Annotated in this window: 20 protein-coding genes; 11 read left to right on the plus strand and 9 right to left on the minus strand. The window is 70.9% G+C overall.

Features of this window, described 5'->3' with window-relative positions:
- Positions 1–67: 67 nt before the first annotated feature.
- Positions 68–1,594, minus strand: a complete 1,527-nt coding sequence (locus OG207_RS26100; RefSeq protein ID WP_329101373.1) for a peptide MFS transporter — start codon at positions 1,592–1,594, stop codon at positions 68–70.
- 497 nt (positions 1,595–2,091) lie between these two features.
- Between OG207_RS26100 and OG207_RS26105 the strand changes: the two genes are divergently transcribed.
- Entirely contained in the window at positions 2,092–2,769 is a 678-nt protein-coding gene (locus tag OG207_RS26105; protein WP_030011073.1) for a response regulator transcription factor, read from the plus strand.
- Between the two features lie 38 nt (positions 2,770–2,807).
- Positions 2,808–4,073, plus strand: coding sequence for an ATP-binding protein (locus OG207_RS26110; RefSeq protein ID WP_329101375.1), 1,266 nt, complete (start codon positions 2,808–2,810; stop codon positions 4,071–4,073).
- 307 nt (positions 4,074–4,380) lie between these two features.
- Here OG207_RS26110 and OG207_RS26115 read toward each other — a convergent pair whose 3' ends face one another.
- Complete coding sequence (locus OG207_RS26115) at positions 4,381–5,646, minus strand: IS701 family transposase (RefSeq protein WP_329095407.1); 1,266 nt, start codon at positions 5,644–5,646, stop codon at positions 4,381–4,383.
- 88 nt (positions 5,647–5,734) lie between these two features.
- The gene (locus OG207_RS26120) at positions 5,735–6,271 is read right to left on the minus strand and encodes a GtrA family protein (protein ID WP_329101377.1); all 537 of its coding nucleotides are present in this window, start codon (positions 6,269–6,271) and stop codon (positions 5,735–5,737) included.
- A 197-nt stretch (positions 6,272–6,468) separates the two neighbouring features.
- Between OG207_RS26120 and OG207_RS26125 the strand changes: the two genes are divergently transcribed.
- From OG207_RS26125 to OG207_RS26140, 4 genes are all read left to right on the plus strand, one after another.
- Positions 6,469–7,608 (plus strand): 5-(carboxyamino)imidazole ribonucleotide synthase, encoded by a 1,140-nt coding sequence (locus OG207_RS26125; protein ID WP_329101379.1) that lies wholly within the window; start codon positions 6,469–6,471, stop codon positions 7,606–7,608.
- Complete coding sequence (gene purE / locus OG207_RS26130) at positions 7,605–8,138, plus strand: 5-(carboxyamino)imidazole ribonucleotide mutase (RefSeq protein ID WP_266595787.1); 534 nt, start codon at positions 7,605–7,607, stop codon at positions 8,136–8,138. Before OG207_RS26125 ends, purE begins: the two co-directional genes overlap by 4 nt.
- Complete coding sequence (locus tag OG207_RS26135) at positions 8,135–9,316, plus strand: dipeptidase (protein ID WP_329101381.1); 1,182 nt, start codon at positions 8,135–8,137, stop codon at positions 9,314–9,316. Before purE ends, OG207_RS26135 begins: the two co-directional genes overlap by 4 nt.
- A 143-nt stretch (positions 9,317–9,459) precedes the next feature.
- Positions 9,460–10,527, plus strand: a complete 1,068-nt coding sequence (locus OG207_RS26140) for a membrane dipeptidase (RefSeq protein ID WP_329101382.1) — start codon at positions 9,460–9,462, stop codon at positions 10,525–10,527.
- A 97-nt stretch (positions 10,528–10,624) separates the two neighbouring features.
- On the opposite strand, the gene OG207_RS26145 is transcribed toward OG207_RS26140, so the two are convergent.
- Positions 10,625–11,968, minus strand: a complete 1,344-nt coding sequence (locus tag OG207_RS26145) for a UDP-glucose dehydrogenase family protein (protein WP_329101384.1) — start codon at positions 11,966–11,968, stop codon at positions 10,625–10,627.
- Between the two features lie 194 nt (positions 11,969–12,162).
- Between OG207_RS26145 and OG207_RS26150 the strand changes: the two genes are divergently transcribed.
- From OG207_RS26150 to OG207_RS26160, 3 genes are all read left to right on the plus strand, one after another.
- Complete coding sequence (locus OG207_RS26150) at positions 12,163–13,335, plus strand: acyl-CoA dehydrogenase (protein ID WP_329101387.1); 1,173 nt, start codon at positions 12,163–12,165, stop codon at positions 13,333–13,335.
- A gap of 126 nt (positions 13,336–13,461) precedes the next feature.
- Positions 13,462–14,112, plus strand: a complete 651-nt coding sequence (locus OG207_RS26155; RefSeq protein WP_329101390.1) for a hypothetical protein — start codon at positions 13,462–13,464, stop codon at positions 14,110–14,112.
- A 104-nt stretch (positions 14,113–14,216) separates the two neighbouring features.
- Entirely contained in the window at positions 14,217–15,299 is a 1,083-nt protein-coding gene (locus OG207_RS26160) for an NDP-sugar synthase (RefSeq protein ID WP_329101392.1), read from the plus strand.
- A gap of 34 nt (positions 15,300–15,333) precedes the next feature.
- Here OG207_RS26160 and OG207_RS26165 read toward each other — a convergent pair whose 3' ends face one another.
- Complete coding sequence (locus OG207_RS26165; protein WP_329101394.1) at positions 15,334–16,653, minus strand: LCP family protein; 1,320 nt, start codon at positions 16,651–16,653, stop codon at positions 15,334–15,336.
- A 202-nt stretch (positions 16,654–16,855) separates the two neighbouring features.
- Between OG207_RS26165 and OG207_RS26170 the strand changes: the two genes are divergently transcribed.
- A complete protein-coding gene (locus OG207_RS26170; RefSeq protein WP_030014427.1) occupies positions 16,856–17,392 on the plus strand; it encodes an acyl-CoA thioesterase in 537 nt (178 codons plus the stop codon).
- A gap of 21 nt (positions 17,393–17,413) precedes the next feature.
- Here the strand turns inward: OG207_RS26170 and OG207_RS26175 are convergent, their stop codons facing one another.
- Entirely contained in the window at positions 17,414–18,916 is a 1,503-nt protein-coding gene (locus tag OG207_RS26175; protein WP_443072736.1) for an LCP family protein, read from the minus strand.
- 166 nt (positions 18,917–19,082) lie between these two features.
- Between OG207_RS26175 and OG207_RS26180 the strand changes: the two genes are divergently transcribed.
- On the plus strand, positions 19,083–20,108 hold the full coding sequence (locus tag OG207_RS26180) for a glycosyltransferase family 2 protein (RefSeq protein ID WP_329101396.1): 1,026 nt from the start codon (positions 19,083–19,085) through the stop codon (positions 20,106–20,108).
- Between the two features lie 73 nt (positions 20,109–20,181).
- On the opposite strand, the gene OG207_RS26185 is transcribed toward OG207_RS26180, so the two are convergent.
- From OG207_RS26185 to OG207_RS26195, 3 genes are all read right to left on the minus strand, one after another.
- Positions 20,182–21,939 carry an LCP family protein gene (locus OG207_RS26185; protein WP_329101398.1) on the minus strand — a complete coding sequence of 586 codons (1,758 nt, stop codon included), beginning with the start codon at positions 21,937–21,939 and terminating at the stop codon, positions 20,182–20,184.
- Positions 21,940–21,998: 59 nt separating this feature from the next.
- Positions 21,999–23,744 (minus strand): LCP family protein, encoded by a 1,746-nt coding sequence (locus OG207_RS26190; protein ID WP_329101400.1) that lies wholly within the window; start codon positions 23,742–23,744, stop codon positions 21,999–22,001.
- 221 nt (positions 23,745–23,965) lie between these two features.
- Positions 23,966–25,192 carry an LCP family protein gene (locus OG207_RS26195; RefSeq protein ID WP_443072737.1) on the minus strand — a complete coding sequence of 409 codons (1,227 nt, stop codon included), beginning with the start codon at positions 25,190–25,192 and terminating at the stop codon, positions 23,966–23,968.
- Positions 25,193–25,297: the final 105 nt, after the last annotated feature.

Consider the following 25,297-nt stretch of genomic DNA (forward strand, 5'->3'; position numbering starts at 1 on the left):
CCCGAACACCGCGACGGCCCGGCACGCCGGAAGGCGTGCCGGGCCGTCGCCCGCGTGGAGGCGTGCGTCAGCGCACCTCGCCCATGAGCGTCTTGACGTTCCTGCGGTACATGAAGACCGCGAGAGCCGCCAGGCAGGCGAGGGTGGCCTCGATCGCGACCGCTCCGGTGCCGTTGAGGTCCACACCGAACACGGCGGGGTCGGAGAGCAGGCTCGTGATGGAGTCGCCGGCGGTGACCGCCAGGAACCACACGCCCATCATCTGGGAGGCGTACTTGGCCGGGGCCATCTTCGTGGTGACCGACAGACCCACCGGGGAGAGGCACAGCTCGCCCACCGTGTGGATCAGGTAGATGCCGACCAGCCACATCGGGCTTACCGACTGGCCGCCTGCGGCCATGCCGAGCGGCACCAGGAAGAAGAAGAACGAGACCGAGATGATGAACAGCGCCATCGCGAACTTGCCGACCGTCGAGGGCTCCTTGCCCTTGCGGTTCAGCCACATCCAGATCCATGCCATGATCGGGGCCAGGCACATGATGAAGAGCGGGTTCAGCGACTGGTACCAGGACGAGGGGAACTCGAAGCCGAGCAGCGAGCCGGAAGCCTTGGTCTCACCGAAGGACTGGACGGTCGAGGCGCCCTGGTCGTAGATCATCCAGAAGACGGCGGCGGCGAGGAAGAACCAGATGTAACCGGTCATCTTCGACTGCTCGGTCCGGTCGAGGTCCTTGTCCCGCTTGATGCGGATCAGCACAACGGTCGGGACGATCAGACCGATCAGGGTCAGCGGGATGGTCGCCCACGCCTTGGTGAACATGCCTGCCATGCCCACGGCGGTGTAGAACACGGCCACGATCGCGACCGCGATGACGATCTTGCGGATCCAGGCGGTGCGCTCTCCGGCCGACAGCGGCTTCGGGACGACGGAGCTGACCGGGTTCAGGTTCTTGGTGCCCAGCAGGAAGGCGACCAGACCGATGCCCATGCCGACCGCGGCCAGCGCGAAGCCGAGGTGCCAGTTGACCTTCTGGCCGACGGTGCCGATGATCAGCGGCGCGAAGAAGGCACCCGCGTTGATGCCCATGTAGAAGATGGTGAAGCCACCGTCACGGCGCGGGTCGTTCGCGTCCTTGTAGAGCTGGCCGACCATCGTGGAGATGTTGGCCTTCAGCAGACCGGAGCCCACGGCCACCAGGGCCAGACCGATGAAGAAGGTCCCGCCGCCCGGAAGGGCGAGGACGATGTGGCCGCACATGATCGTCACGGCCGCGATCGTCACGGTCTTGCGGGGGCCCCAGACACGGTCGCCCAGCCACCCGCCCGGCAGGGCGAGGAGGTAGACCATGGAGACGTAGATGGAGAACACGGTGATCGCCGTGCCCTCGTCCATCCCTATGCCGCCCGCCAGGCTGCCCTTCTTGGCGTCCGGGCCACCTGAGAGCAGGTAGACGAGGAGGAGGGCCTTCATGCCGTAGAAGCTGAAGCGCTCCCACATCTCGGTCATGAACAGAGTGGCCAGGCCACGGGGGTGGCCGAAGAAGGTCTTCTCGGCGGACGGATCCGCCGACTCCTTCATCAGGCTGGAAGCCATGGTCGATCCTTGCTTGCTCGGGACGCATCGGCTTCGTGAGCTCATCCGCGCCCGGTGGGGGGTGGCCGGCACCGGCGGACGGATCTCCCACCCCACGCCTCGGGGCCCGCCCCACGGGGATGGGGGGGGCGGAAGGGCATCCGTCACCGGGATCCGCGCCCTCCCGCGCAGTCATCGCGCGAGGGCCCGGCCAACAGGTCGTTCACTGCCGTCAAGACGGGCCGGGCGGGCCCCAGGGGACCGCCCGTCCGGTTCCGGACAGAAATAGAGACCTTCGTGCCGCTTTTCGGCACAAAGGTCCCTGAGGTATTGCATCAGGCGTCTCGCCACCATACGACACGACACTGCGGCATATGAAAGGACTTGAGAGATGGATCACAAGGCGCGTCGGGAACCGTTCGACATATTCGAAGGCGCTTAGTAGTTCATAAGCCCAGATAGAGAGGGGGCTTCCCGGGGGCCTCTGGTTTCAGCCGCCGCGGACTACCATCACCCACATGACGCGTGTACTGCTCGCCGAGGACGACGCATCCATCTCAGAACCCCTGGCCCGCGCCCTGCGCCGGGAAGGGTACGAGGTCGAGGTCCGGGAGGACGGCCCCACCGCCCTGGACGCGGGACTGCAGGGCGGCGTCGACCTCGTCGTCCTCGACCTGGGCCTGCCGGGCATGGACGGCCTGGAGGTGGCCCGCCGGCTGCGCGCCGAGGGCCACGGCTTCCCGATCCTGGTCCTCACCGCCCGGGCGGACGAGGTCGACACGGTCGTCGGCCTGGACGCCGGCGCCGACGACTACGTGACCAAGCCCTTCCGGCTGGCCGAACTGCTCGCCCGGGTCCGGGCCCTGCTCCGGCGCGGTGCCACCGAGGCCGTCCAGCCCCCCGCCACCCACGGCGTGCGGATCGACGTCGAATCGCACCGGGCCTGGATGGGGGAGGAGGAGCTCCAGCTCACGGCCAAGGAGTTCGACCTGCTGCGGGTCCTGGTCCGCGACGCGGGCCGGGTCGTCACCCGCGACCAACTCATGCGCGAGGTCTGGGACACCACCTGGTGGTCCTCCACCAAGACCCTCGACATGCACATCTCCTGGTTGCGCAAGAAGCTGGGCGACGACGCCGCCAACCCCCGCTACATCGCCACCGTGCGGGGCGTCGGTTTCCGCTTCGAGAAGAGCTGACCGCCTCCTCCGCCCCCACCTGGGGCATGCTCTAGGGCATGCGCCGCCGCCTCATCAACTCCACGCTCGCCGTGGTGCTCGTCGTGATCGCCGTCTTCGGGGTCTCCCTCGTCATCGTGGAGACCCGGACCATCACCAGCAGCGCCCAGGACCGCATTGAGTCCGAGGCGCTGCGGCTCGTGGGCATCGTCGAGGCGAACGTCCTCGAGAAGAAGCCGATCGACCCCGTGGCCCTCGGCGAGCAGCTGGACGCCGGCCACCACGCGCGGATCACCGTCCCCGGCCAGCCGGCCGTGGACGTGGGCACCCCGATCCCCGAGAGCGTGATCCGCGGCACCGCCCGCGGGGAGCAGGGCGAGGTCGTGGTCGTCGAGGAATCCCGCTCGACCGTGACCCGCGAGGTCGGGCGGACCCTGGCCGTGGTCGGCGCGGTGGCCCTGCTGGCCGTCGTGGCGGCCGTGCTGCTCGCCGTACGGCAGGCCAACCGGCTGGCCTCCCCGCTCACCGACCTGGCCGAGACGGCGGAGCGGCTCGGATCGGGCGACCCGCGGCCCCGGCACAAGCGGTACGGGGTTCCCGAGCTCGACCGGGTCGCGGACGTGCTGGACTCCAGCGCCGAGCGGATCGGCCGGATGCTGACGGCCGAGCGGCGCCTGGCCGCGGACGCCTCCCACCAGCTGCGCACCCCGCTCACCGCCCTCTCCATGCGGCTGGAGGAGATCACGGTCACCGACGACCTGGCGACCGTGCGGGAGGAGGCGACGATCGCCCTGACCCAGGTGGAGCGGCTCACGGACGTGGTGCAGCGGCTGCTCACGAACTCGCGGGACCCGCGGACCGGCTCGGCGGTCCCCTTCGACCTGGACGAGGTCGTCAAGCAGCAGGTCGAGGAGTGGCGGCCGGCCTACCGCAGCGCGGGCCGGGCCATCGTGCGCTCCGGACGGCAGGGCGTACGGGCCGTCGGCACCCCGGGCGCGGTCTCGCAGGTGCTGGCCACCCTGGTGGAGAACGCCCTGATGCACGGCGGCGGCACGGTCGCGCTGCGCACCCGGGTGATCGGCAACCAGGCGGTGCTGGAGGTCACGGACGAGGGACCGGGCGTCCCGCCGGACCTCGGCAACCGGATCTTCGAGCGGGCCATCAGCGGCCGCAACTCCACCGGGATCGGCCTCGCAGTGGCCCGGGACCTCGCGGAGGCGGACGGCGGACGCCTGGAACTGCTCCAGACGCAGCCACCGGTCTTCGCGCTGTTCCTCAGCCGGACGGCCCCGGAACGGGCCGAACCGCAGGCCACGGTCCGCTAGGCCTAGGCCCTGTCGTCAAAGTCCCTCCCCCAGCTACCGCTGGGAGGTGCCCCCGGGCCCGCGACGCCCGGCACCGCACCTCGCCGCGTTGTCGGGGCACCCAAGTACGTCCAGTACTCGGGCGCCCCTCCGCCTTGCGATGCACGGCACCGGACGCCGCGGGCCTGACCGGCGCTACTTTGACGACAGGACCTAGTAGGGCTTGGTCAGGTTGGGGTTGGTGTGGGTATGCCGCGGTGGCAGGTGGGGCATGCGCCGGTCCATGTCGCGAGGAGGGTTTGTAGCTCGCGGACGACTTGGTAGAGGCTCAGGCCGGCGCCATGTCTTTTGGGGCTCTGGCCAGTCGTTGCAGGGTGCAGAAGGCGTGGGCGACGGATACGAGGGTGACGTGGTGGTGCCATCCGTTCCAGGTGCGTCCCTCGAAGTGGGCAAGTCCCAGGGCCTGTTTCATCTCGCGGTAGTCGTGCTCGATGCGCCAGCGGAGCTTGGCCAGGCGGACCAGGGTGGTCAGCGGGGTGTCGGCGGGCAGGTCGGAGAGCCAGAACTGAACGGGTTCGCCCTGGTCGGCCGGCCACTCGGCCAGCAGCCAGCATGCGGGCAGTTCCGGGCCCTCGACCGTGTGGCGGACCTCGCGACCGGCAGGCCGGATCCGCAAGGCCACGAACCGCGAGTACATCCGCTTGAAGCCGCTGCGGCCGGTGCCGGGCCGGGAGCCCTCACGCCATTGCACTGGCTTCGCCGTCTTCCGGCCGGCCGCGATGACCAGCTGTTTCACCGACTGCGGCTTGTCCGGGTACTTCGCCACGGGTGGCCGTCCGTTCCCGGAGTAGGGCTCGGTCACCGGCACGGCTTCGCCGGGCTGGGCCGAGAGGGTGGTGGAGATCCCCACCATGTAGTTGAGGCCGCGGGCCTGCAGGCCGTGCCGGAATGCCGCCGCGTCTCCGTATCCGGCGTCCGCGACGGCCAGCGGCACCTCGATGCCCCACGAGCGGGTCTCATCCAGCATGTCCAGGGCCAGCTGCCATTTCTCCACATGCCCGGTGTCGTCGGGAATGCCGCAGGCGGTGCGGCGGGCGACCTTGGCCGGGTCCGCCTTCGGCGAGGCGGGGTCCCAGGCCTCGGGCTGGAACAGCCGCCAGTTGACCGCCACCGAGGCGTGGTCCGAGGCCAGGTGCAGGGAGACGCCCACCTGGCAGTTGGTGACCTTGCCCGCAGTGCCGGTGTACTGCCGCGAGACACACGCCGAGGCATTGCCGTCCTTGAGGAAGCCGGTGTCATCGAAGATCAGCACGGTGGGCCGGATCGCCTTCTCCATGCTCCAGGCCAGCCGGGCCCGCACATGCGCGGGGTCCCACGGGCTGGTGGTGATGAAGTGGGCCAGGGCCTGACGGTTCCCGTCCTCGCCCAGCCGGGCGGCCATCGGCTCGACCGACTTGCGCTGCCCGTCCGTGAGCAGGCCCCGCAGGTAAACCCGCCCCCACCGACGCTGATCCTTACGCGCGAACGGCTCGAAAACCTCCGCCGCGAAGTCCTCCAACTCGCCACGTACAGCTGCAATTTCCTCCGGCGTCACACGTCTTGAACGACTCACCGAGCCCTTAGGACACGCAACACCAGCCCCAACCTGACCAAGCCCTACTAGGGCCCAGGGCCGCGATGCTCTAGTTGTTCGCGGGCTCCGGCTCGGGCATCGGCTCCGGCCTGCGGTCCGGCTTCGGCAGGGGCGCCGGCTCCGGCATCGGCTCGGCCTGTTCCACCGGCGCGGGCAGGGCCTTGAAGACCCACGTCCGGTACGACCAGAAGCGGAACACGGTGGCGGTCCCGATGCCGATGAACTTGAACACGTTGCTGGCGAGCGGGCCGTCCCAGCCGAACCCGTAGGTGGCGGTGTAGAGCACACCGCTCTCGATGACCAGGCCGATGCCGCTGAACGCGGCGAACAGGGACAGCTCGCGGGTACGACCGCTCTTGGCGCGGTCCCGGTAGGCGAAGTAGCGGAAGCCGACGTAGTTCGTGGCGATGGCCACGACGGTGGCTATCACGCTCGCGCGCACCACCTGCAGGTCGGTGGTGTTGCGGATCAGGTTGAAGACGCCCAGGTTGACCAGGACACCCAGACCGCCGACCGCCCCGAACTTGGCCACCTCTCGTACGAGGCCGCGTACACGTTCGACGACAGATCCGCCAGGCGTGCTCATCAGTAGGTCAGTCCTGTCGGTCACCGCCCGCTTACGGGGCGTCCGGTGTTCTCCGTCAACCCGCCCATGCTAAGTGTCCCCCCTGCGCTACGTCTGTGCCTTCCGGCACCCTGCGACGCACGGCACACGGGCAGCTCGGGCCGGAGCCGTGCCCATGCGGGTCCCGATGGCCGAATACCGACGGATACCCTGGAGGAGTGACGTTCCCGGTAGTCGGTATGGTCGGCGGCGGCCAGCTCGCCCGCATGACCCACGAGGCGGGCATCCCCCTCGGCATCAGATTCAAGCTCCTCAGTGACACCCCGCAGGACTCGGCGGCCCAGGTCGTGAGCGATGTCGTCATCGGCGACTATCGCGACCTGGAGACGTTGCGCGCCTTCGCGCGCGGCTGTGACGTGATCACCTTCGACCACGAGCATGTACCCACGGAGCACCTTCGGGCCCTGGAAGCGGACGGCATCCCCGTCCGCCCGGGGCCCGACGCTTTGGTGCACGCCCAGGACAAGGGGGTGATGCGCGCCAAGCTCGACGAGATCGGCGCGCCCAGCCCCCGCCACCGGATCGTGAGCGATCCGGACGACGCGGCCGCCTTCGCGGAAGAGGTGGGCGGGTTCCCCGTCATCCTCAAGACCGTGCGGGGCGGGTACGACGGCAAGGGGGTGTGGTTCGTCCGCACCCCCGAGGACGCGGCGGCCCCCTTCAAGGCGGGCGTCCCGGTCCTCGCCGAGGAGAAGGTCGATTTCGTCCGCGAGCTCGCGGCCAACATCGTCCGCTCCCCGCACGGCCAGGCGGTGGCCTACCCCGTCGTCGAGTCCCGCCAGGTGGACGGGGTCTGCGACACGGTGATCGCCCCGGCCCCGAACCTCTCGGAGGCCCTCGCGGGCGAGGCCCAGGCCCTCGCCCTGCGCATCGCCAAGGAACTCGACGTGACCGGCCACCTGGCCGTGGAGCTGTTCGAGACCACCGACGGCCGGATCCTGGTCAACGAACTGGCGATGCGTCCGCACAACAGCGGTCACTGGACCCAGGACGGGGCCGTGACCTCCCAGTTCGCCAACCACGTGCGCGCGGTCCTGGACCTTCCGCTGGGCGACCCGCGCCCCCGCGCCCCGTGGACGGTCATGGCGAACGTACTGGGCGGGGACTACCCCGACATGTACGCGGCGTACCTGCACTGCATGGCCCACGACCCCCAGCTCAAGATCCACATGTACGGCAAGGACGTGAAACACGGTCGCAAGGTCGGCCACGTCAACACCTACGGCGACGATCTGGACGATGTGCTGGAGCGCGCACGCCACGCTGCCGATTACCTCAGAGGAACGGTCACCGCATGAGCACCACCGCAGCCCCCGTCATCGGCATCGTCATGGGCTCCGACTCGGACTGGCCCGTCATGGAGGCGGCCGCCCAGGCCCTCGACGAGTTCGAGATCCCCTACGAGGTCGACGTCGTCTCCGCGCACCGGATGCCGCGCGAGATGGTCGAGTACGGGGAGCGGGCCGCCGACCGCGGCCTAAAGGCGATCATCGCGGGCGCGGGCGGCGCCGCCCACCTGCCCGGCATGCTCGCCTCGGTCACCCCGCTGCCGGTCATCGGCGTGCCGGTGCCGCTGAAGTACCTCGACGGCATGGACTCGCTGCTGTCGATCGTCCAGATGCCCGCCGGGGTTCCCGTCGCCACCGTCTCGGTCGCCGGGGCGCGCAACGCGGGCCTGCTGGCCGTACGGATGCTGGCCGCCCACGACCCGGAGCTGCTGGTCCGGATGCGCGACTTCCAGCAGGAGCTCAACGACCAGGCCACCGAAAAGGGCAAGCGGCTGCGCACGAAGGTCGCGAACGCGGAGTCCTTCGGGTTCGGAAAGTGAGCGCGGCGCAGCGTCTGGACGAGGCGCGCGAGCTGCTGGCCGAACACCCCGTCGTGGACGGCCACAACGACCTGCCCTGGGCGCTGCGCGAGCAGGTGCGTTACGACCTGGCGCGACGGGACATCGCGGGCGACCAGTCCGCCCACCTGCACACCGACATCCCCCGGCTGCGCGCCGGCGGGGTCGGCGCGCAGTTCTGGTCCGTCTACGTGCGCTCCGACTACGCCGGTGACGAGGCGGTCAGCGCCACCCTGGAGCAGATCGACGTCGTCGCCCAGCTGATCGACCGCTATCCCGGCGACCTCGTGCGGGCGCTGACGGCGGACGACATGGAAGCGGCCCGCGCCGACGGCAAGATCGCCTCGCTGATGGGCGCCGAGGGCGGCCACTCCATCAACAACTCGCTGGCCACCCTCCGCGCCCTGCACCAGCTGGGCGTGCGGTACATGACGCTCACCCACAACGACAACATCGACTGGGCGGACTCGGCGACCGACGAGCCCCGGCACGGCGGCCTGACCGACTTCGGCCGCGAGGTCGTCCGCGAGATGAACCGCGTGGGCATGCTGGTGGACCTCTCGCACGTCGCGGCGACGACGATGCGGGACGCGATCGAGGTCTCGGCCGCACCGGTGGTGTTCTCGCACTCCTCGGCGCGAGCGGTCTGCGACCACCCGCGCAACATCCCCGACGACGTGCTGGCGACGCTGCCGGGCAACGGCGGGGTGGCGATGGCCACCTTCGTGCCGAAGTTCATCCTCCCGGCGGCCGTCGAGTGGACCCTGGCCGCGGACGAGAACCTGCGCGCGCACGGTTTCCACCACCTGGACACCACCCCCGAGGCGATGGCCCTGCACCGGGCCTTCGAGGAGGGGCGCCCGCGCCCGGTGGCCACGGCCGCGACGGTGGCCGACCACCTGGACCACATGCGCGAGGTGGCCGGCATCGACCACATCGGCATCGGCGGGGACTACGACGGCACGGCCTTCACCCCGTCCGGCCTGGACGACGTGGCGGGCTACCCCAACCTCGTCGCCGAACTGCTCACGCGCGGCTGGTCCAAGGTCGACCTGGCGAAGCTGACCTGGACCAACGCGGTACGGGTGCTGCGCGACGCGGAGTCGGTGGCCCGCGACCTGTCGGCCTCCCGGGGCCCGTCGAACGCGGTGATCCGATAGCGGACGCGGTGCCCGGCGGACGCGGTGACAGGGTGTGACCTGCGGGTTCACTCGAACGCTGCGTCCGCCGGGCGGCCCGGCCGTCCTGCGTGTCACGGTGACAGCGCCCCTTCCCCGCTGCCGCCGACACCGGAGCGAACGCCATGGCCGACCTGCAGGACGAACCCCACTCCGTGGGCATCGGAGCCGAAGACCTCCCCGCACCCGCGGCGGCGGTGGCGGCGGGCGCCCTCGACCGGGCCGTCGCACTCCTGGCCGTCCATCCCGTGGTCGACGGGTGCAACACCCTGGTCCGGACCCTGCACCAGAGCCCGTACCACGACATCGAAACCTCGGACGCGGGCGTTGACACCGACATCCCGCGGCTACGCGCCGGGGGAGTGGGGGCCCAGTTCTGGTCCCTGCTCGTGCCGTCGGGGCGGGCGCACGAGGACGCCCCCGGTGACCAGGTGCTCTCCGACACGCTGGACCAGATCGACACGGCGCTGACCCTGATGCGCCGCTACCCGAACAGCCTCTGCCTGGCCCTCGGCGCCGACGACCTGGCGGACGCCCGCAATCGGGGCCGCATCGCCTCGTTCCTGGGCCCGGTGCCCGGCCGCACGCTGACCGGCTCGCTGGGCGTACTGCGCGCCTTCCACGCGCTGGGCGTACGGATCCTCGCGCCCTCGGGAGCGCCCTGGGCGCAGGAGGAACTGACGGCCTTCGGCCACGAGGTGGTCCGCGAGGCGAACCGGCTGGGGATCCTGCTGGACCTCACGGGCTGCGCACCGGCGGTCGCCCGCCGGGTCGCGGGGGCCTCGAAGGCGCCGGTGATCATCTCGAACACGGGGGCGGCCTCGCTGAACCCGCATCCGGGCAACGTGACCGACGAGGTCCTGGCCGCGGTGCGGGAGGCGAACGGCCTGGCGATGGTCACCTTCGACACCGTGCGCACCGGGGACTCCCTGCACGCGGTGGCGGACCACCTGGACCACGTACGGGCCATCGCGGGCCCGCACGGCGTCGGACTCGGCGCCACCTTCGGCACCGGACCGGGCCACCCCCGCCCGACGGGCCTCACCGACCCCTCGGGCTATCCGCGGCTCATCGCGGAGCTCCTGGAGCGCGGCTGGCCGGAGTCCGAGGTGGCCCTGTTGACCTGGGGCAACGCCCAGCGCGTCCTGCGCGACGCGGAGTTCACCTCCCGCGCCGCCGGCCACCGCCGCTAGCTCAGCCCCGCCAGAACCAGCCCCGCCGGCGATTGAGGCGCGGGGTCCGGGGCGGAGCCCCGGGTCCTTTCCCCTTTGCTGAGCAACCCCGCAGGGGTCAGGCCCGCGGGCGGCCCATCGCCCGGTAGGTCCAGCCCGCGGCCCGCCACCGCACCGGGTCCAGCGCGTTGCGGCCGTCCAGGACGAGGCGGTCGGTCACCACACCGGCCAGCTCCGCCGGGTCGAGGTCACGGAACTCGCGCCACTCGGTGAGGTGCAGGACGACCTCCGCGCCCCGGGCCGCCTCCAGCGCGGAGTCCGCGTAGCCGAGGGTCGGGAAGACGCGGCGGGCGTTGTCCATGCCCTTGGGGTCGTAGACGGTGACCTGGCCGCCCTGGAGGTGGATCTGCCCGGCCACGTTCAGCGCGGGGGAGTCCCGTACGTCGTCGGAGTCCGGCTTGAAGGTGGCTCCCAGCACGGCGACCCGCTTGCCGAGGAACGAACCGCCCACGGCCTCCCGGGCCAGTTCGACCATGTGCCCGCGGCGCCGCATGTTGATGGAGTCGACCTCGCGCAGGAAGGTCAGCGCCTGGTCGGCGCCCAGCTCGCCGGCGCGCGCCATGAAGGCCCGGATGTCCTTGGGCAGGCAGCCGCCGCCGAAGCCGATCCCGGCGCGCAGGAACTTCGCGCCGATCCGCTCGTCGTAGCCGATCGCCTCGGCCAGCTTGACCACGTCACCGCCGCCGGCCTCGCACACCTCGGCCATCGCGTTGATGAAGGAGATCTTCGTGGCGAGGAAGGAGTTCGCGGCGGTCTTCACCAGCTCAGAGGTCGGGAAGTCGGTGACCACCAGCGGGGTCCCCTCCGACATCGGCGTCTCGTACACCTCCCGCAGCACCTTTTCGGCGCGGTCGCCCTGGACGCCGATCACGATCCGGTCGGGGTGCAGGGTGTCGTCCACCGCGAAGCCCTCCCGCAGGAACTCCGGGTTCCAGGCCAGCTCCACGTCCGCGCCCGCCGGGGCCAGCTCCGCGAGCTTCACCGCGAGCCGCTCCGCCGAACCCACCGGCACCGTGGACTTGCCGACCACCAGGACCGGCCGCGTCAGGTGCGGGGCCAGCGAGGCCATCGCGGAGTCCACGTAGGACATGTCGCAGGCGTACTCGCCGTGCTTCTGCGGGGTGTTCACGCAGACGAAGTGGACGTCGCCGAAGGCGCCGACCTCCTCGTAGGAGGTGGTGAAGCGCAGCCGGCCGGTCGAGCCCGGCAGCCCGGCCACGTGCTTGGCCAGCAGTTCCTCCAGCCCGGGCTCGTACATCGGGACCCGACCCGAGGCCAGCATCTCGATCTTCTCGGGCACCACGTCCAGCCCCAGCACCTCGAATCCCAGTTCCGCCATCGCGGCGGCGTGGGTCGCACCGAGGTATCCGGTGCCGATCACAGTGATCTTGAGCGGGGCCATGGGTGCTCCAGAGGTGCGGGGCCGTTTGCGGCCACTGAGCATAGTCGGGCCCACCAGCGGGGACGTTCCCCAGGAGACCGCCGCTGTCACCCATCTCACGTGGTCCGTGCATATCGCCATCCGTGACCGGACCACTAGGCTTGGGTTACTTAACGGTAGTTAGCATCACGCATCACCCTGGGGAGTGAGAGATCTTGGCGGGTTCTGCCGACTTCGACCTGTACCGCCCGGCCGAGGAGCACGACATGCTCCGCGAGTCGGTCCGCTCGCTCGCCGAGGCGAAGATCCTGCCGTTCGCCGCCGCGGTCGACGAGGAATCCCGCTTCCCGCAGGAGGCCCTGGACGCCCTGGTCTCCAGCGACCTGCACGCCGTCCACGTGCCCGAGACCTACGGCGGCGCGGGTGCCGACGCCCTCGCCACCGTGATCGTGATCGAGGAAGTGGCCCGCGTCTGCGCCTCCTCCTCCCTCATCCCGGCCGTGAACAAGCTCGGCTCGCTCCCGGTGATCCTCTCCGGCTCCGAGGAGCTCAAGGCCAAGTACCTCGGCCCGCTGGCCAAGGGCGACGCGATGTTCTCGTACGCGCTCTCCGAGCCGGACGCGGGCTCCGACGCCGCCGGCATGAAGACCCGCGCCGTGCGCGACGGGGACTTCTGGGTGCTCAACGGCGTGAAGCGCTGGATCACCAACGCGGGCGTCTCCGAGTACTACACGGTCATGGCCGTCACCGACCCCGAGAAGCGCTCCAAGGGCATCAGCGCCTTCGTCGTGGAGAAGGGCGACGAGGGCGTGTCCTTCGGCGCCCCGGAGAAGAAGCTCGGCATCAAGGGCTCCCCGACGCGCGAGGTCTACCTCGACAACGTCCGGATCCCGGCCGACCGCATGATCGGCGCCGAGGGCACCGGCTTCGCCACCGCGATGAAGACGCTGGACCACACCCGCATCACCATCGCGGCCCAGGCGCTCGGCATCGCCCAGGGCGCACTGGACTACGCCAAGGGCTACGTCCAGGAGCGCAAGCAGTTCGGCAAGCCGATCGGCGACTTCCAGGGCGTGCAGTTCATGCTCGCGGACATGGCCATGAAGATCGAGGCCGCCCGCCAGCTGACCTACTCGGCCGCCGCCAAGTCCGAGCGCGTCTCCGCCGGCGGTGACAAGGAGGACCTGACCTTCTTCGGCGCCGCGGCCAAGTGCTTCGCCTCCGACGTGGCCATGGAGGTCACCACGGACGCCGTCCAGCTCCTCGGCGGCTACGGCTACACCCGCGACTACCCGGTGGAGCGCATGATGCGCGATGCCAAGATCACGCAGATTTATGAAGGAACGAATCAGGTCCAGCGGATCGTGATGGCCCGCAACCTGCCGTAGGGGCCCGACCCCGCGGAAACACGTGGCTCCCGGCGTGCGGCCGGGGGCCACGTGCGAGACGGCCGGCGCCGCACCCTAGGCTGTGCGCCGGTCGGCCCCCGGGCGCGGGGCTCAGGGGGGAACGGGATGTCCGCAGAACGTCAGATATCGGGGATGCTCCGGCAGATCGCCCGTCAGCAGGACGTCATCGAGATCGGCCCGCAGGGCTCCCGCCCGAAGGCGGCTGCCCTCGCGCACGTGGCGGAGCAGTACGGCTACGTGTACGGCTCGGCACACGCGACCGGGTACAAGGACGCGCAGATCCTCCTGCGGATGTACCGGGACCCGAGCCCCGAGGCGCGCTCCCGCGAGGCGGCCACGCTGACCGCCCATCCGCGGGCGGGGATCGGCGGGACGGCGCCGGGGCTGGAGCCCGGGTCGCTGAAGCCCGTACCCGAAGCGGCCGGCGCCGTGGCCGTGCTGAAGGACCTCATCGCCTTCGACCTCGCGGCCCGCTTCGTCACCAGCCGGGGCCAGATGGTGCTGTGCTACCTCGGCTGCGTGCTCGTGACCGCGCTCCAGCTCGCCACCGGCCCGCTGGTCGAGGCGGTGGCCACCGGCGCGAGCCTCGTGGTGTTCCTGACCGTGGCGCTGAAGGCGGGTCAGATCCACCGGGCGAAGCTGGCCCGGCGCCTGAGGGAAGCCGGGTTCTTCGCGGTGCGCGACGAGCAGGGCAGGCAGCGGTTCCTGCGCCCGGGGCAGCAGTTGCCGGGCCACGCGAACCCGTTCGCCGCCTGAGGCCCCGGCCTGCGGCGCAGGCTGACGCACGCACCGCCCGTGGGGGGTACCCGCATGGGCTAAATTTGGACCTTCGTACGCCGGAATCGGTTGGGGAGAACGCAATGACGGAAGCGATCCTGCTGGTCGGCGGACAAGGGACGCGCCTGCGCCCCGTGACGGTGAACACGCCCAAGCCGATGGTCCCCACGGCCGGCGTCCCGTTCCTCGCCCACCAGATAGCCAGGGCCGCCGCCGCCGGTGTCACGCACATCGTGATGGCCACCTGCTACCTCGCCGAGGTCTTCGAGCCCTACTTCGGCGACGGATCCGACTTCGGCCTCAGCCTCGAATACGTGGTCGAGGACGAGCCCCTCGGTACCGGCGGCGCCATCCGCAACGCCGGAGAGCGCCTGACCGGCGGCCCGGACTCCTCCGTCCTCGTCTTCAACGGCGACATCCTCACCGGCCTGGACATCGCCGGGCTGGTCGAGTCGCACGAGGCGGCCGACGCCGACGTCTCCCTGCATCTGGTCCGGGTCGAGGACCCGCGCGCCTTCGGCCTGGTCCCCACCGACTCCGAGGGGCGGGTACTGGCCTTCACCGAGAAGCCGCAGACCCCCGAGGAGATCATCACCGACCAGATCAACGCCGGCTGCTACGTCTTCCGCCGCAGCGTGATCGACGCCATCCCGGCCGGCCGCCCGGTCTCCGTCGAGCGCGAGACCTTCCCCGGCCTGCTCGCCGCCGGGGCCAAGCTGCACGGCGTCACCGAGAACACCTACTGGATGGACCTCGGCAAGCCCGAGTCGATCATCCAGGCCTCCGCCGACCTCGTACGCGGCGTGGTCTCCTCCCCGGCCGTCCCCGGACGCCGCGGCGAGTCCCTGGTCCTGCCCGGCGCCGAGGTGGCCGCCGGGGCCAAGCTGTCCGGGGGCACCGTCGTGGGCGCGGGCGCCCGGATCGGGGCCGGAGCGGTCGTCCAGGGCTCCATCGTCCTCGACGGCGCCGTCATCGGCCCGGACGCCCAGGTGAACGCCAGCCTGATCGGCGCCCGCGCCGCGGTCGGCGCGCGGACCGTCCTCGACGCCGTCGTCATCGGCGACGGCGCCACCGTGGGGGCCGACAACGAACTGCGCGCCGGCGCCCGCGTGTGGTGCGACGCGCAGTTGCCCGCCGCCGCCGTCCGCTTCTCCCCGGACGCCTGAATCCAGGCCCGGGGAGGCGGGGAGGCCGCCGGCGTCAGTTGCCGCGGACGGTGACCTTCTCGTCGTTCTGGATCTGCTTCACCAACTGCTGCACCTTCGCCTTGTCCCAGACGAGGTTGCCGCCGCGCTGGCCGGAGATCGGCATGTTCATCGACACGCCGTCACCGCCGTTGACGCCCTTCATCGCGAAGAACATCTGGCCCATGTCGTACAGGCCCATGTCCTTGTCCACGATGAGGGTGTCCAGGCCCGCGCCCAGCATCGGGTAGAGCGCGAACGGGTTGAGGATCGTCGACGGCGTCGCGGCCTGGCTGGCCAGCGCCGACAAGAACTTCTGCTGGTTCTTCGTCCGCTGGAGGTCGGACTCGGCGAAGGCGTACCGGGTCCGTACGAAGGCCAGGGACTGCTCGCCGTTCAGGGTCTGCTTGCCGGCCTTGAAGTCGGCGCCCGACTTCTCGTCCTTGAAGCCCTCCTCGATGTTCAGCTCCACGCCGCCCAGCGCGTCCACGATGTTCGCGAAGCCGGCGAAGCCGATCTCCGCGTAGTGGTCGATGCGCAGGCCCGTGTTGTGTTCCACCGTCCGCACGAGCAGCTCGGGGCCGTCCTCCGCGTACGCGGCGTTGAGCTTGACCCGCCGCCCCTGCGCGGGGAACGTCTTGCCGGACTGGGAGCCGACGAAGGAGGGGATCTCCACGTCAGAGTCGCGCGGCAGCGAGATCATGGTGTTCCCGCTGGAGCACTTCGCCAGGATCATCATCGAGTCGGTCCGCTTGCCCTCGGCCGAGCCCGTGTGGAGCTTCTTCTTCTCCTCGTCGGACATCCCCTCGCGGCTGTCGGAGCCCACGATCAGGTACGTCGTGCAGTCGCCCTCCTTCGGGCGCTCGATGACCTTGGAGAGGTCCACCTCGCGGCGCACCTTGGAGTCGGCCCAGAAGTAGGTGGCGACGGAGGTCACCAGGAGCGCGGAGACCAGCACGATCGAGCCGACCTTGATCCGCTTGCGCCAGTCCGGCGCGGGACCGGGCGCCCGCCCGGGGCGGCCGGGCCCGGACGGCCCGCCGGGGCCTCCCGGACCGCCCGGAGCACCGCCCTGCGGAGCCCCGTAGACCTGGCCGGTGTTGTAGCCGCTGTCGTAACCGCCGTACGTGTCGTGGCCGCCCGCCTGCTGCGGGGGTACGCCGTACGCGGGCGGCGGGCCCGCCGGGCGTTGCGGGCGCGGGGGCTGCGCGGGCCGAGGAGGCTGCTGCGGCTGCGGCTGCCGCTGGATGTGCCGCATCCGCTGCACGCCCTCGGGCTGCGGCTGCGCGCTGCCGCGCCCGTACGCGTCGTCACGACCTTCTGGCCAGTCATTCATGCGCCCAAGAATGCCTGCCCGGGTGCGTGCTCCGACAGCCCGGTCCGCATTCCGTTCCGCTGCTGTTGCAGAGCTGATGCCTCCACGGGCCATCTCGACGGTGACGCGTCGGTCGGGCCGGGCCCGCGACACCCGCCGCGCACGCACCGGGCACCCGCTCCCCGATCCGGCCCGACCGACAAGACACCCCTAAGGTGTCCGTATGACACAGATACCGGGCGAGCTGCCCGGGAAGCCCACCGCAGCCTCCCGGACGACCCTCAGCCACATCATGACCGCCAACGACACCAACCTCCTCGGCACGGTGCACGGTGGTGTGATCATGAAGCTGGTGGACGACGCGGCGGGCGCCGTGGCCGGCCGCCACTCCGGCGGCCCGGCGGTCACCGCCTCCATGGACGAGATGGCCTTCCTCGCACCCGTGCGCGTGGGCGACCTCGTCCACGTGAAGGCCCAGTGCAACTGGACCGGCCGCTCCTCCATGGAGATCGGCGTACGCGTCCTCGCGGAGCGGTGGAACGAGTCCACCCCCGCCACCCAGGTCGGCACCGCCTACCTCGTCTTCGCCGCGGTCGACGCCGACGGCAAGCCCCGCGAGGTCCCGCCCGTCCTCCCGGAGACGGAGCAGGACGAGCGGCGCTACCAGGAGGCCCAGATCCGCCGCACCCACCGGCTCGCCCGCCGCCAGGCGATCATGGCGCTGCGCGAGGAGCGGGCGGCCCAGGGCTTCGACGACTGACGCCGAGGCCGTCCCGAACCCTCAGTCCCCGCAGACCACCTGGTCGCCGGTGACCACCCCGAAGGCGCCCCGGTAGGGGTCCTCGGCGCGCACCGGCACCACCTTGCGGTAGTCCGCGCCCGCGATCACCAACACCGTCCGGCCCTGGCCCGCCACCGCCCGCAGTTCGCTGCCCGGCAGCGCGGTCGCCACCGAGCGGGCGGAGCGGTCCCAACGCGGGTCGTACGTGATCACCGTGCGCTTGACCTCGCGGCTGGCCCCGTTGCCCGGGGCCCGGGTCGTGTCGAAGCCGGTGGCGCGCAGCGCGGCGTCCACCCGGCCGCCCATTCCGTCGATCCGGGTGCCGTTCTCCACCTGCACGCGGACCTCGCGCGGGGGCACGTCCACCGGCACCGCCGAGGGCGGGCCGCCGGCGGCCTTCCCGGGCCGGGCGGGGGCGAGCGGCCGGTCCTCGCGCAGCGCCTCGAACAGCTTGGCCGCCTTCGGCTCGTCCCACTTCACGGTGGACCCGATGCCCTTGACGGGGAAGGAGGGGCTGCCGATGGGCACCGAGGCGAACTCCGAGGAGGACGGGGTGAAGTCCCGCATCGCCTGCCCGAGGGCCAGCATCTGCTCCGAGCCGAAGTCCTTGTCGGCCCGGACGGACCCGAGGAGGGTGGAGCTGACCTCCTTGAACTTCACCGGGTTCAGCAGCACCCCGCCCCCGGTCGCCTGCTTGATCAGGGCGGCGACGAACCGCTGCTGGCGCTGCATCCGGCCGAGGTCGGAAGCCCCGTCGACGTGGCGCGAGCGCACGTACTGCAGGGCCTGTCCACCGCTGAGGCGGTGGTTGCCCGGCAACAGGTCGAGTCCGGTGTTGCGGTCCCGCATGGTCTTGGCCGTGCAGATCTCCACGCCGCCCATCGCGTCGACCGTCTTCATGAAGCTGGTGAAGTCGACCTCCAGGTAGTGGTCGATCTTCACCCGGGTCATGTTCTCTACGGTCCGCACGGTCAGGTTGGGCCCGCCCTCCGCGTACGCCGCGTTCAGCCGTACGGGGTGGGCCTTGTGCGCCTTGCCGGTGACGAGGTCCCGGTGCGCGGGCACCTCGGCGAAGCTGTCGCGGGGCAGACTGATCACGCTGGCCCGTTCCTTGTCGGCCGACAGGTGCACCAGCATGATCGTGTCCGTGCAGTGGCAGGGCGCGCCGCCCAGGCGGTACTCGCGCTTCTCCTCCGGGGAGACCTTCTCCCGCCCGTCGGTGCCCACCAGCAGGAAGTTGAGGCCGTGTCCGGCCTGCGGGCGGTTCTTCATGTCCTTGAACGGGTCCACCCGTTCGATCCCGGTGTCCAGACCGGTCATCACGGCGTGCCCGACGGCCCCGGAGCCGAGCACCACCACCGACAGCCCGGCCGCGAGCCGTACGCCCCACCGGGGCCGCCCCTTCCGGTGCCGGGCGCGGCAGCCTCCGCCGCGTCGGGCGGGCTGCGGCCGGGGCGGCCCGTCAGGACGGGCGGGACGGTGCGGCTGGGGCACGGTGGACACCTCCGCGGGGGCAGCAGGGAGACCGGCCGGGGCACTGACCGGATCGGCCGATTCGGCAGAACAGTAGGCCCATACGATCAGCAGCTGTCCTTACCGATCGCTCGGCGCGCACCCGGTTCCCCCGTACGCGGTAACGTGACACCGATACCCGACCTTGAAGGACCACATGCCCGCCCAGCAGCCCGCAGTCTCGGTGATCATGCCGGTGCTCGACGAGGAGCACTACCTCCGCGATTCCGTCCGCCACATCCTGGAGCAGGAGTACGCGGGCGAGATGGAGGTGGTGATCGCACTCGGGCCGTCCACGGACCGCACCGACGAGATCGCCGCCGAACTCGTCGCCGAGGATCCCCGAGTCCACACCGTCCCGAATCCCACCGGCCGGACCCCGGCGGCGCTCAACGCCGCCATCAAGGCCTCGCGCCACCCGATCGTGGTGCGCGTCGACGGCCACGGCATGCTCTCGCCGAACTACATCGCCACCGCCGTGCGCCTCCTGGAGGAGACCGGCGCCCAGAACGTCGGCGGCATCATGCACGCCGAGGGCGAGAACGCCTGGGAAGAGGCCGTCGCCGCCGCGATGACCTCGAAGATCGGTGTCGGCAACGCGCCGTTCCACACCGGCGGCCAGGCGGGACCGGCCGAGACCGTCTACCTCGGAGTCTTCCGCCGCGAAGCGCTGGAACAGCAGGGCGGCTACAACGAGGAGTTCATCCGTGCCCAGGACTGGGAGCTGAACTTCCGCATCCGTGAGGCCGGCGGTCTGATCTGGTTCTCGCCGGAGCTGATGGTCCAGTACCGTCCGCGCCGCTCCGTACGGGCCCTGGCCAAGCAGTACAAGGACTACGGGCGCTGGCGGCACGTGGTGGCCCGCTACCACTCGGGCTCCATCAACCTGCGCTACCTGGCCCCGCCGACCCTCGTCTGCGCGATCGCCGCGAGCGTGGTCGTGGGCGTGACCGTCTCCCCCCTGGGCTTCCTCCTCCCGGCCGGCTACCTCGCGGCGATCACCGCGGGCTCCGTACCGGCGGGCAAGGGGCTCGGGATCAAGGCCCGGGCGCAGATCCCCGTCGCCCTGGCGACCATGCACCTGAGCTGGGGCTTCGGCTTCCTGACGAGCCCTCGGGCGCTGGCGAACAAGGTCATCGCGAGCCGCCGTCCGGCCGTGCAGCGGGACTCCTCGCAGGTCTGAGACGTACGAAGGGGCCCGGCCCGGGGGGTGCGCACCGTCGCAGCCGCCGGGCCGGCCCCCTTTCACGTGCGCGCTACCAGGTGAAGCCCGGCTGGATCGCCATGCAGGCGCCCTCGTTGTCGCCGTTGAGCGCGTGGGCCGAGGTTGGGGCCACGGTCGGGGCGGGCGGCGGCGGGGTGGGCGCGTTGCCGGTGCGCCAGTCCTTGCCCACGTACAGGGTGATCCCGGAGACCTCCTCGGACTTCTGCACCGAGGAGGCGGGCAGGCCCAGGGCGGTGGCCACGACACCCGCGTCGGCCGCTTGGGCGTCCGTGGCGTAGCGGACGACCGTGGTGTCCTCGGCGCCGGTCTGGGTGTCGGCGGTGGCCTTGGTGAAGCCCTTGCCGGTCAGCAGCGAGGCCACCTCGTTCGCCCGGTTCTTGACGCGGGTCTCGGCGCCGGCCTTGCCGCTCGTGGCGTTGCGGACGGCGACCGCGATATTCGCGGCAGCCGCGCCCGGTGCCGTGGTCGGTGCCGTGGTGGGGGCCGTGGTGGGGGCCGTGGTGGGTGACGTACTCGGGGCGGCCGGCGTCGGCGTTCCCGCGGACGCGGACGCGGAGGCGCCCGGGGACGGCGAGGCGCCCTCCGCCGGGGTCCCGGAGCCCTTGCCGTCGAGCGCGATGTCCTCGCGGACCATCCGGAACACGGCCTCGGCCTCGTCCGCCATGGGCTCGACCCGACCGTCCAGGCCGGGCTTGGTGCTGTAGACCCACGGCATGGTGGTCATGGTGATCCGGCCCGGGGGAACCTTCTTGAGCTCCATGCTCAGGTCGTACAGCTTGTCGATCTTGTCCAGCCCGGGGTCCACGACCATGGCCTCGATCGCCGCCTGCGCCAGGCTGTTGAGCTTCACCGGGTTGGTGAGCTTGGCGTTCTTGCGGAACTCGCGGGACATCGACGTCATGTACTGGTGCTGGGCATGGGTGCGGCCGATGTCGGTGCCGTCCTCGAAGCCGTAACGGGTGCGCAGCCACTGCAGGGCCTGCTCGCCCTGGATGACGCTCGTGCCCTTGGGCAGCTTCAGGCCGGAGCCCTTGCCGTCACGGGTGCGGGAGTGGACGTTCTCCTCCACGCAGACCGGGACGCCGCCGATGGCGTCCGCCATCGAGACCACGCCCTTGAAGTCGATCATCATGAAGTGATCGATGGGGATCTTGGTCAGTTCTTGCCAGGTGGCGACCGTGCAGCCCGGACCGCCGCGCTGCAGGGACTCGTTGGTCTGCACGAGGCCCTTGCTGGCGGGGTGCACCTTGCCGGCAGGCTCGGTGCACTTGGGCATCATCAGCATCGTGTCGCGCGGCATCGAGACGACCGACATGTTGCTGCGGTCCGCGGACAGGTGCAGCAGCATCTGCACGTCCGCCAGCGGCGGGCCGTCGAAGGTGTCCGTGGCCCCGCCCAGGGCCTGGTTCGCCGCGTCGTCGCGCGCGTCGGAACCGATCAGCAGGATGTTCAGCGGGGTCTGCCCGGAGGCGTTGGGCTTGGAACCGCCCAGTTTGGTCTCACCGAGGTTCAGCGCGTCCGTTTGGATGGCGCCGTTCAAGTGGCGGTAGTACAGGTATCCGGCGGCCGCCGTCCCGAGTATCAGCAGGGACAGCACGGAGGCCGTCCAGCGCAGCACGCGCCGCCGGCCCTGCCTGCGGGTGGGGCCGCTGCCGGCCTCCGGGCGGCCCGCCCCGGAGCCGCCCCGCTGTGGGGGCACCGTGCCGGACGCCGCCGCCCCGCCGCCGGATATCTCCTCCCCGGCTGCCTGGGCGTTCGCCCCCTCCCCTCGCACGCTGCTGCGCCTCACACGTCCCCCTCAAGATCCTTCTTGGTCAACAGAGCGCCGGTGTCACCGGCCGAGTCCTGTTACTTGGCGCAGATCGCCTTGTCGGCCTGCGCCCGCTGCACGTCCTCGGGCAGCTGCTGGGGTACCGGGGCCGCCAGCGGGGCGCCCGGCTGCTGGAAGTCCGGACCCAGCGTCAGCTTCATCGGGGTCTTCGCCGAAGCGTCCGCCGTCCCCACCTTCAGCGCGGTCGCGGGCAGGCCCATGATGTCCGCCAACGCCCGGGCCTGGTCGGCCTGGTTGGGGGCGTACTCCAGCTGCGTGGCGCCGACCTTCTCGGGCGCGTTGCCGACGTTGCTGGACTTCTGCACGCCCTTGCTGTTCTGCAGCCAGTTCAGCGTGGTGGAGGCGGAGCCCTTCGGGCCGCCGCCGTTGTAGATGCTCACCCGTACGTCCGCAGCAGCCGCGCGGGTGCCCTGGAGCTGGGCGTCCTGCTTGGCCTTCGCGTCCGCGTCGGCCGCCTCCTTGGCGGCCTGCTCCTTCTTCTCGACCTCCGTGAGCGAGACGTCCCCCCGGATCATCTGCAACAGCGGGTCGGCCAGGGCGTGGTCGACGACGACGGTCGCCTTCTTGCCCACCGGTTCGGCCGGGTTGTCGAGCACCGGCAGGGTGGTGAAGGTGATGTTCTTCGTGTCGATGCCCTTCAACTCGCCCGCCAGATCGGTGAGTTTGCCGATGGACCCGATCCCCGAGTCCACGCCGAGGGACTTGGTGGCGGCCTCCGCGAGGGAGAGGAACTTCTTGGGGCTGGTCAGCGTCTCCTTCGACTTCATCTCACGCATCATGGAACCCAGGAACTGCTGCTGGATCCTGATCCGGTCGAGGTCGCTGTTGTTGCCGAAGCCGTGCCGGGTGCGGACGAAGGCGAGGGCCTGTTCGCCCTCCAGCCGGTGTTCGCCGGCGTCCAACTTGAGGTGGGAACCCTCCTCGTCGTTGACGGCCTTGTCCAGGCACACCGGTACTCCGCCGACCGCCGTGCTCAGCGTCTTGACGGCGTTGAAGTCGGCCATCATGAAGTGGTCGACCTCGATGCCGGTGAGTTCCTTGACCGTGCGCATCGTGCAGCCCGCGTCGCGCCCCTCCTGGCCCAGGCTGGTGTTGAAGCGGGTGCCCTTGGTGGGTGCGATCGTCTTCGTCGATCCGTCCGGCTGTTTCGTCGGGCAGGCCGGGATGTTGGCGATCAGGTCGCGGGGGATGGAGAGCGCGGTCGCGTTGGTCCGGTCCTTGGAGACGTGGAACAGGATCGTGGTGTCGGCGTGGCCGACGCTGTCCTTGTCCCCGTAGTTCTCGTTGCCCGCGCCGGTGCGCTTGTCGGTTCCGATGACCAGGATGTTGATGGGCTGGTCCTTCTTGAAACCGCCGGTGCCCGCGCCCGCCACATCGGTGACGCTGAGGTTGCCGTTCAGGTGGTCGTAGTAGAGGTACCCCGCCACGGCACCGCCGACCAGCAGGAACGCCACCACTCCGCCGGTGATGGCCAGCCCCTTCTTGCGGCGTCCACCGCCGCCGCCGCCCGCGCCCTTGCGCGAGCGCCCGCCGCGCCGACCGCCGCCGGGGGGCGGGTCGCCGCGACGCGGCCTCGGCACCCCGGGGGAGGGGGTGGTGGGGGTTGGGGGAGCAGACGGTGATCTGCGGGGTGCGGTGACCTTGGGCCGCGCTTGCGCGGCGGAGTCGGCCAGTCGCAGTTCGTAGTTGCCGGTGCGGGGATTGAGCACCCACTGGTCGGCGGGGTCGATCTCGTCCGCCCGTCCACGGCTTTGCGCATCCACGGTTGCTCGAATCCTCCGTCGGTGCCTCGCGACGCGCCTCCCCCAGGCGCACGGTCAACGATCCGGCTGCTGGTGCCCGTTTCTGATCCGGCCGGGCACCGGATCGCTCACCTTATCCGCCCTGTTCGGCGGCAAACCATGCTGGTGACAAATTCCACTCACCTTATAACGGGGCGAACCGCCCATCCCACTCGGTTCGGTCACCGGCTTTTGGGATTGCTTTACCGGCAGTCGGCGTTGCCCGCAGTGGTTCCCGTAAAGGTAGGGACGGGTGCCTGAGGTGTGATGGTTCCCCCGTCGGTGGAGTCCGTGTTCGAACCGGCCCCCGTGTCCGACCCCGCGGCCTCCGCCGGACGTGCGGTCGGGGTGGGCTCCGGCGGGGCGACCGTGACCGGCTTGTCCGTCCGCAGCTGTTGGAACAGCCGCGCCGCATCGGGCTCGACCAGCTCGTCCCGGTTCGGGTCGGGCGAGTACGGCTTGCGGGGCACCGTCAGGAACTTGACCTGATCGGTCGGTATGTCCCGCATGCCCCGCACGAGTTCGTACAGGCCACGCAGCGAGGCCAGTGCCGGGTCCGTGGTCACCGAGGAGGTCGCCGCGTCCAACAGCGGGTACAGCCGCGCCGGATTCAGCAGCACCCCGTTGCTCTGCACCTTCTTGACGAGCGAACCGAGGAACTGCTGCTGCCGGTCCATCCGTTCGGTGTCACTGCCGTTGCCCAGGCTGTGGCGGGCGCGGACGTATCCCAGCGCCTGCTCGCCCCGCAGGGTCTGGCGTCCGGCGGCCAGCCGCAGCTTGGCCTCGGCATCGTCCACCGGCTCCTTGAGGCAGACCTCCACCCCGCCGATGGCATCGACCATCTTCTTGAACCCACTGAAATCGATCACCATGTGATGGTCGACACGGATCCCGGTCAGCTTCTCAACGGTACGGATCGTGCAGGCGGCCCCGCCCCACTGGAACGCCCAGTTGAACTGCGCGAACCGTTCGACGGTGCGGCTCCCGTCCACCTGCCGGCACGAGGGGATGTCCGTCATCAGGTCCCGGGGTATCGACACGGCGGTCGCGCTCCTGCGGTCCTGCGGCAAGTGCAGCAGGATCGTGGTGTCCGAGCGCTCGGTGCCCTTGTCCCGCCCGTACCCGGCGTTGTTCCGGCCGGAGCGCGAGTCCGAGCCGATCAGCAGGATGTTCTGGGCCCCGGTGGCCAGGTGCGCCGGGCGCTCGCGCTCGTAGCGCCTCAGTTCGGCCGCGGCCGAGGTGTCCTCGGTGATGTTCCCGTCGAGCTTGTTGTAGAGCCACCAGCCGGTGGCCGTACCCGCCAGGACCAGGAAGGCCATCCCGAGGCCGACCCAGCGCAGCAGCCGGCGCCGACGCCCGCGGCTGCGCGGGGGCCGCCCCGCACCCCCGGCCGCGTCGGTGCCGCCCGGTATGTCTGCGCTGTCCGTCACTGGCGTCCGTCCCCTCGCCGCTACGACTGCGGGCCGTCGGCCGTAAGGGTGAGCACGGCCACTGCCGATGCTGCCCCCGGGGCGCCGGAGCAGCCCGGGGGCAGG

Origin of the sequence: Streptomyces sp. NBC_01439, assembly GCF_036227605.1 — a bacterium.
Taxonomy (GTDB): domain Bacteria; phylum Actinomycetota; class Actinomycetes; order Streptomycetales; family Streptomycetaceae; genus Streptomyces.

Excerpts from the sequence above, each read along its gene's own strand:
- OG207_RS26170 (WP_030014427.1), top strand. The coding sequence starts at position 16,856 with ATGACACAGATACCGGGCGAGCTGCCCGGGAAGCCCACCGCAGCCTCC.
- OG207_RS26155 (WP_329101390.1), top strand. The coding sequence starts at position 13,462 with ATGTCCGCAGAACGTCAGATATCGGGGATGCTCCGGCAGATCGCCCGT.
- OG207_RS26165 (WP_329101394.1), bottom strand. The coding sequence starts at position 16,653 with ATGAATGACTGGCCAGAAGGTCGTGACGACGCGTACGGGCGCGGCAGC.
- OG207_RS26140 (WP_329101382.1), top strand. The coding sequence starts at position 9,460 with ATGGCCGACCTGCAGGACGAACCCCACTCCGTGGGCATCGGAGCCGAA.
- OG207_RS26180 (WP_329101396.1), top strand. The coding sequence starts at position 19,083 with ATGCCCGCCCAGCAGCCCGCAGTCTCGGTGATCATGCCGGTGCTCGAC.
- OG207_RS26105 (WP_030011073.1), top strand. The coding sequence starts at position 2,092 with ATGACGCGTGTACTGCTCGCCGAGGACGACGCATCCATCTCAGAACCC.
- OG207_RS26120 (WP_329101377.1), bottom strand. The coding sequence starts at position 6,271 with ATGAGCACGCCTGGCGGATCTGTCGTCGAACGTGTACGCGGCCTCGTA.
- OG207_RS26145 (WP_329101384.1), bottom strand. The coding sequence starts at position 11,968 with ATGGCCCCGCTCAAGATCACTGTGATCGGCACCGGATACCTCGGTGCG.
- OG207_RS26100 (WP_329101373.1), bottom strand. The coding sequence starts at position 1,594 with ATGGCTTCCAGCCTGATGAAGGAGTCGGCGGATCCGTCCGCCGAGAAG.
- purE (WP_266595787.1), top strand. The coding sequence starts at position 7,605 with ATGAGCACCACCGCAGCCCCCGTCATCGGCATCGTCATGGGCTCCGAC.
- OG207_RS26160 (WP_329101392.1), top strand. The coding sequence starts at position 14,217 with ATGACGGAAGCGATCCTGCTGGTCGGCGGACAAGGGACGCGCCTGCGC.
- OG207_RS26110 (WP_329101375.1), top strand. The coding sequence starts at position 2,808 with ATGCGCCGCCGCCTCATCAACTCCACGCTCGCCGTGGTGCTCGTCGTG.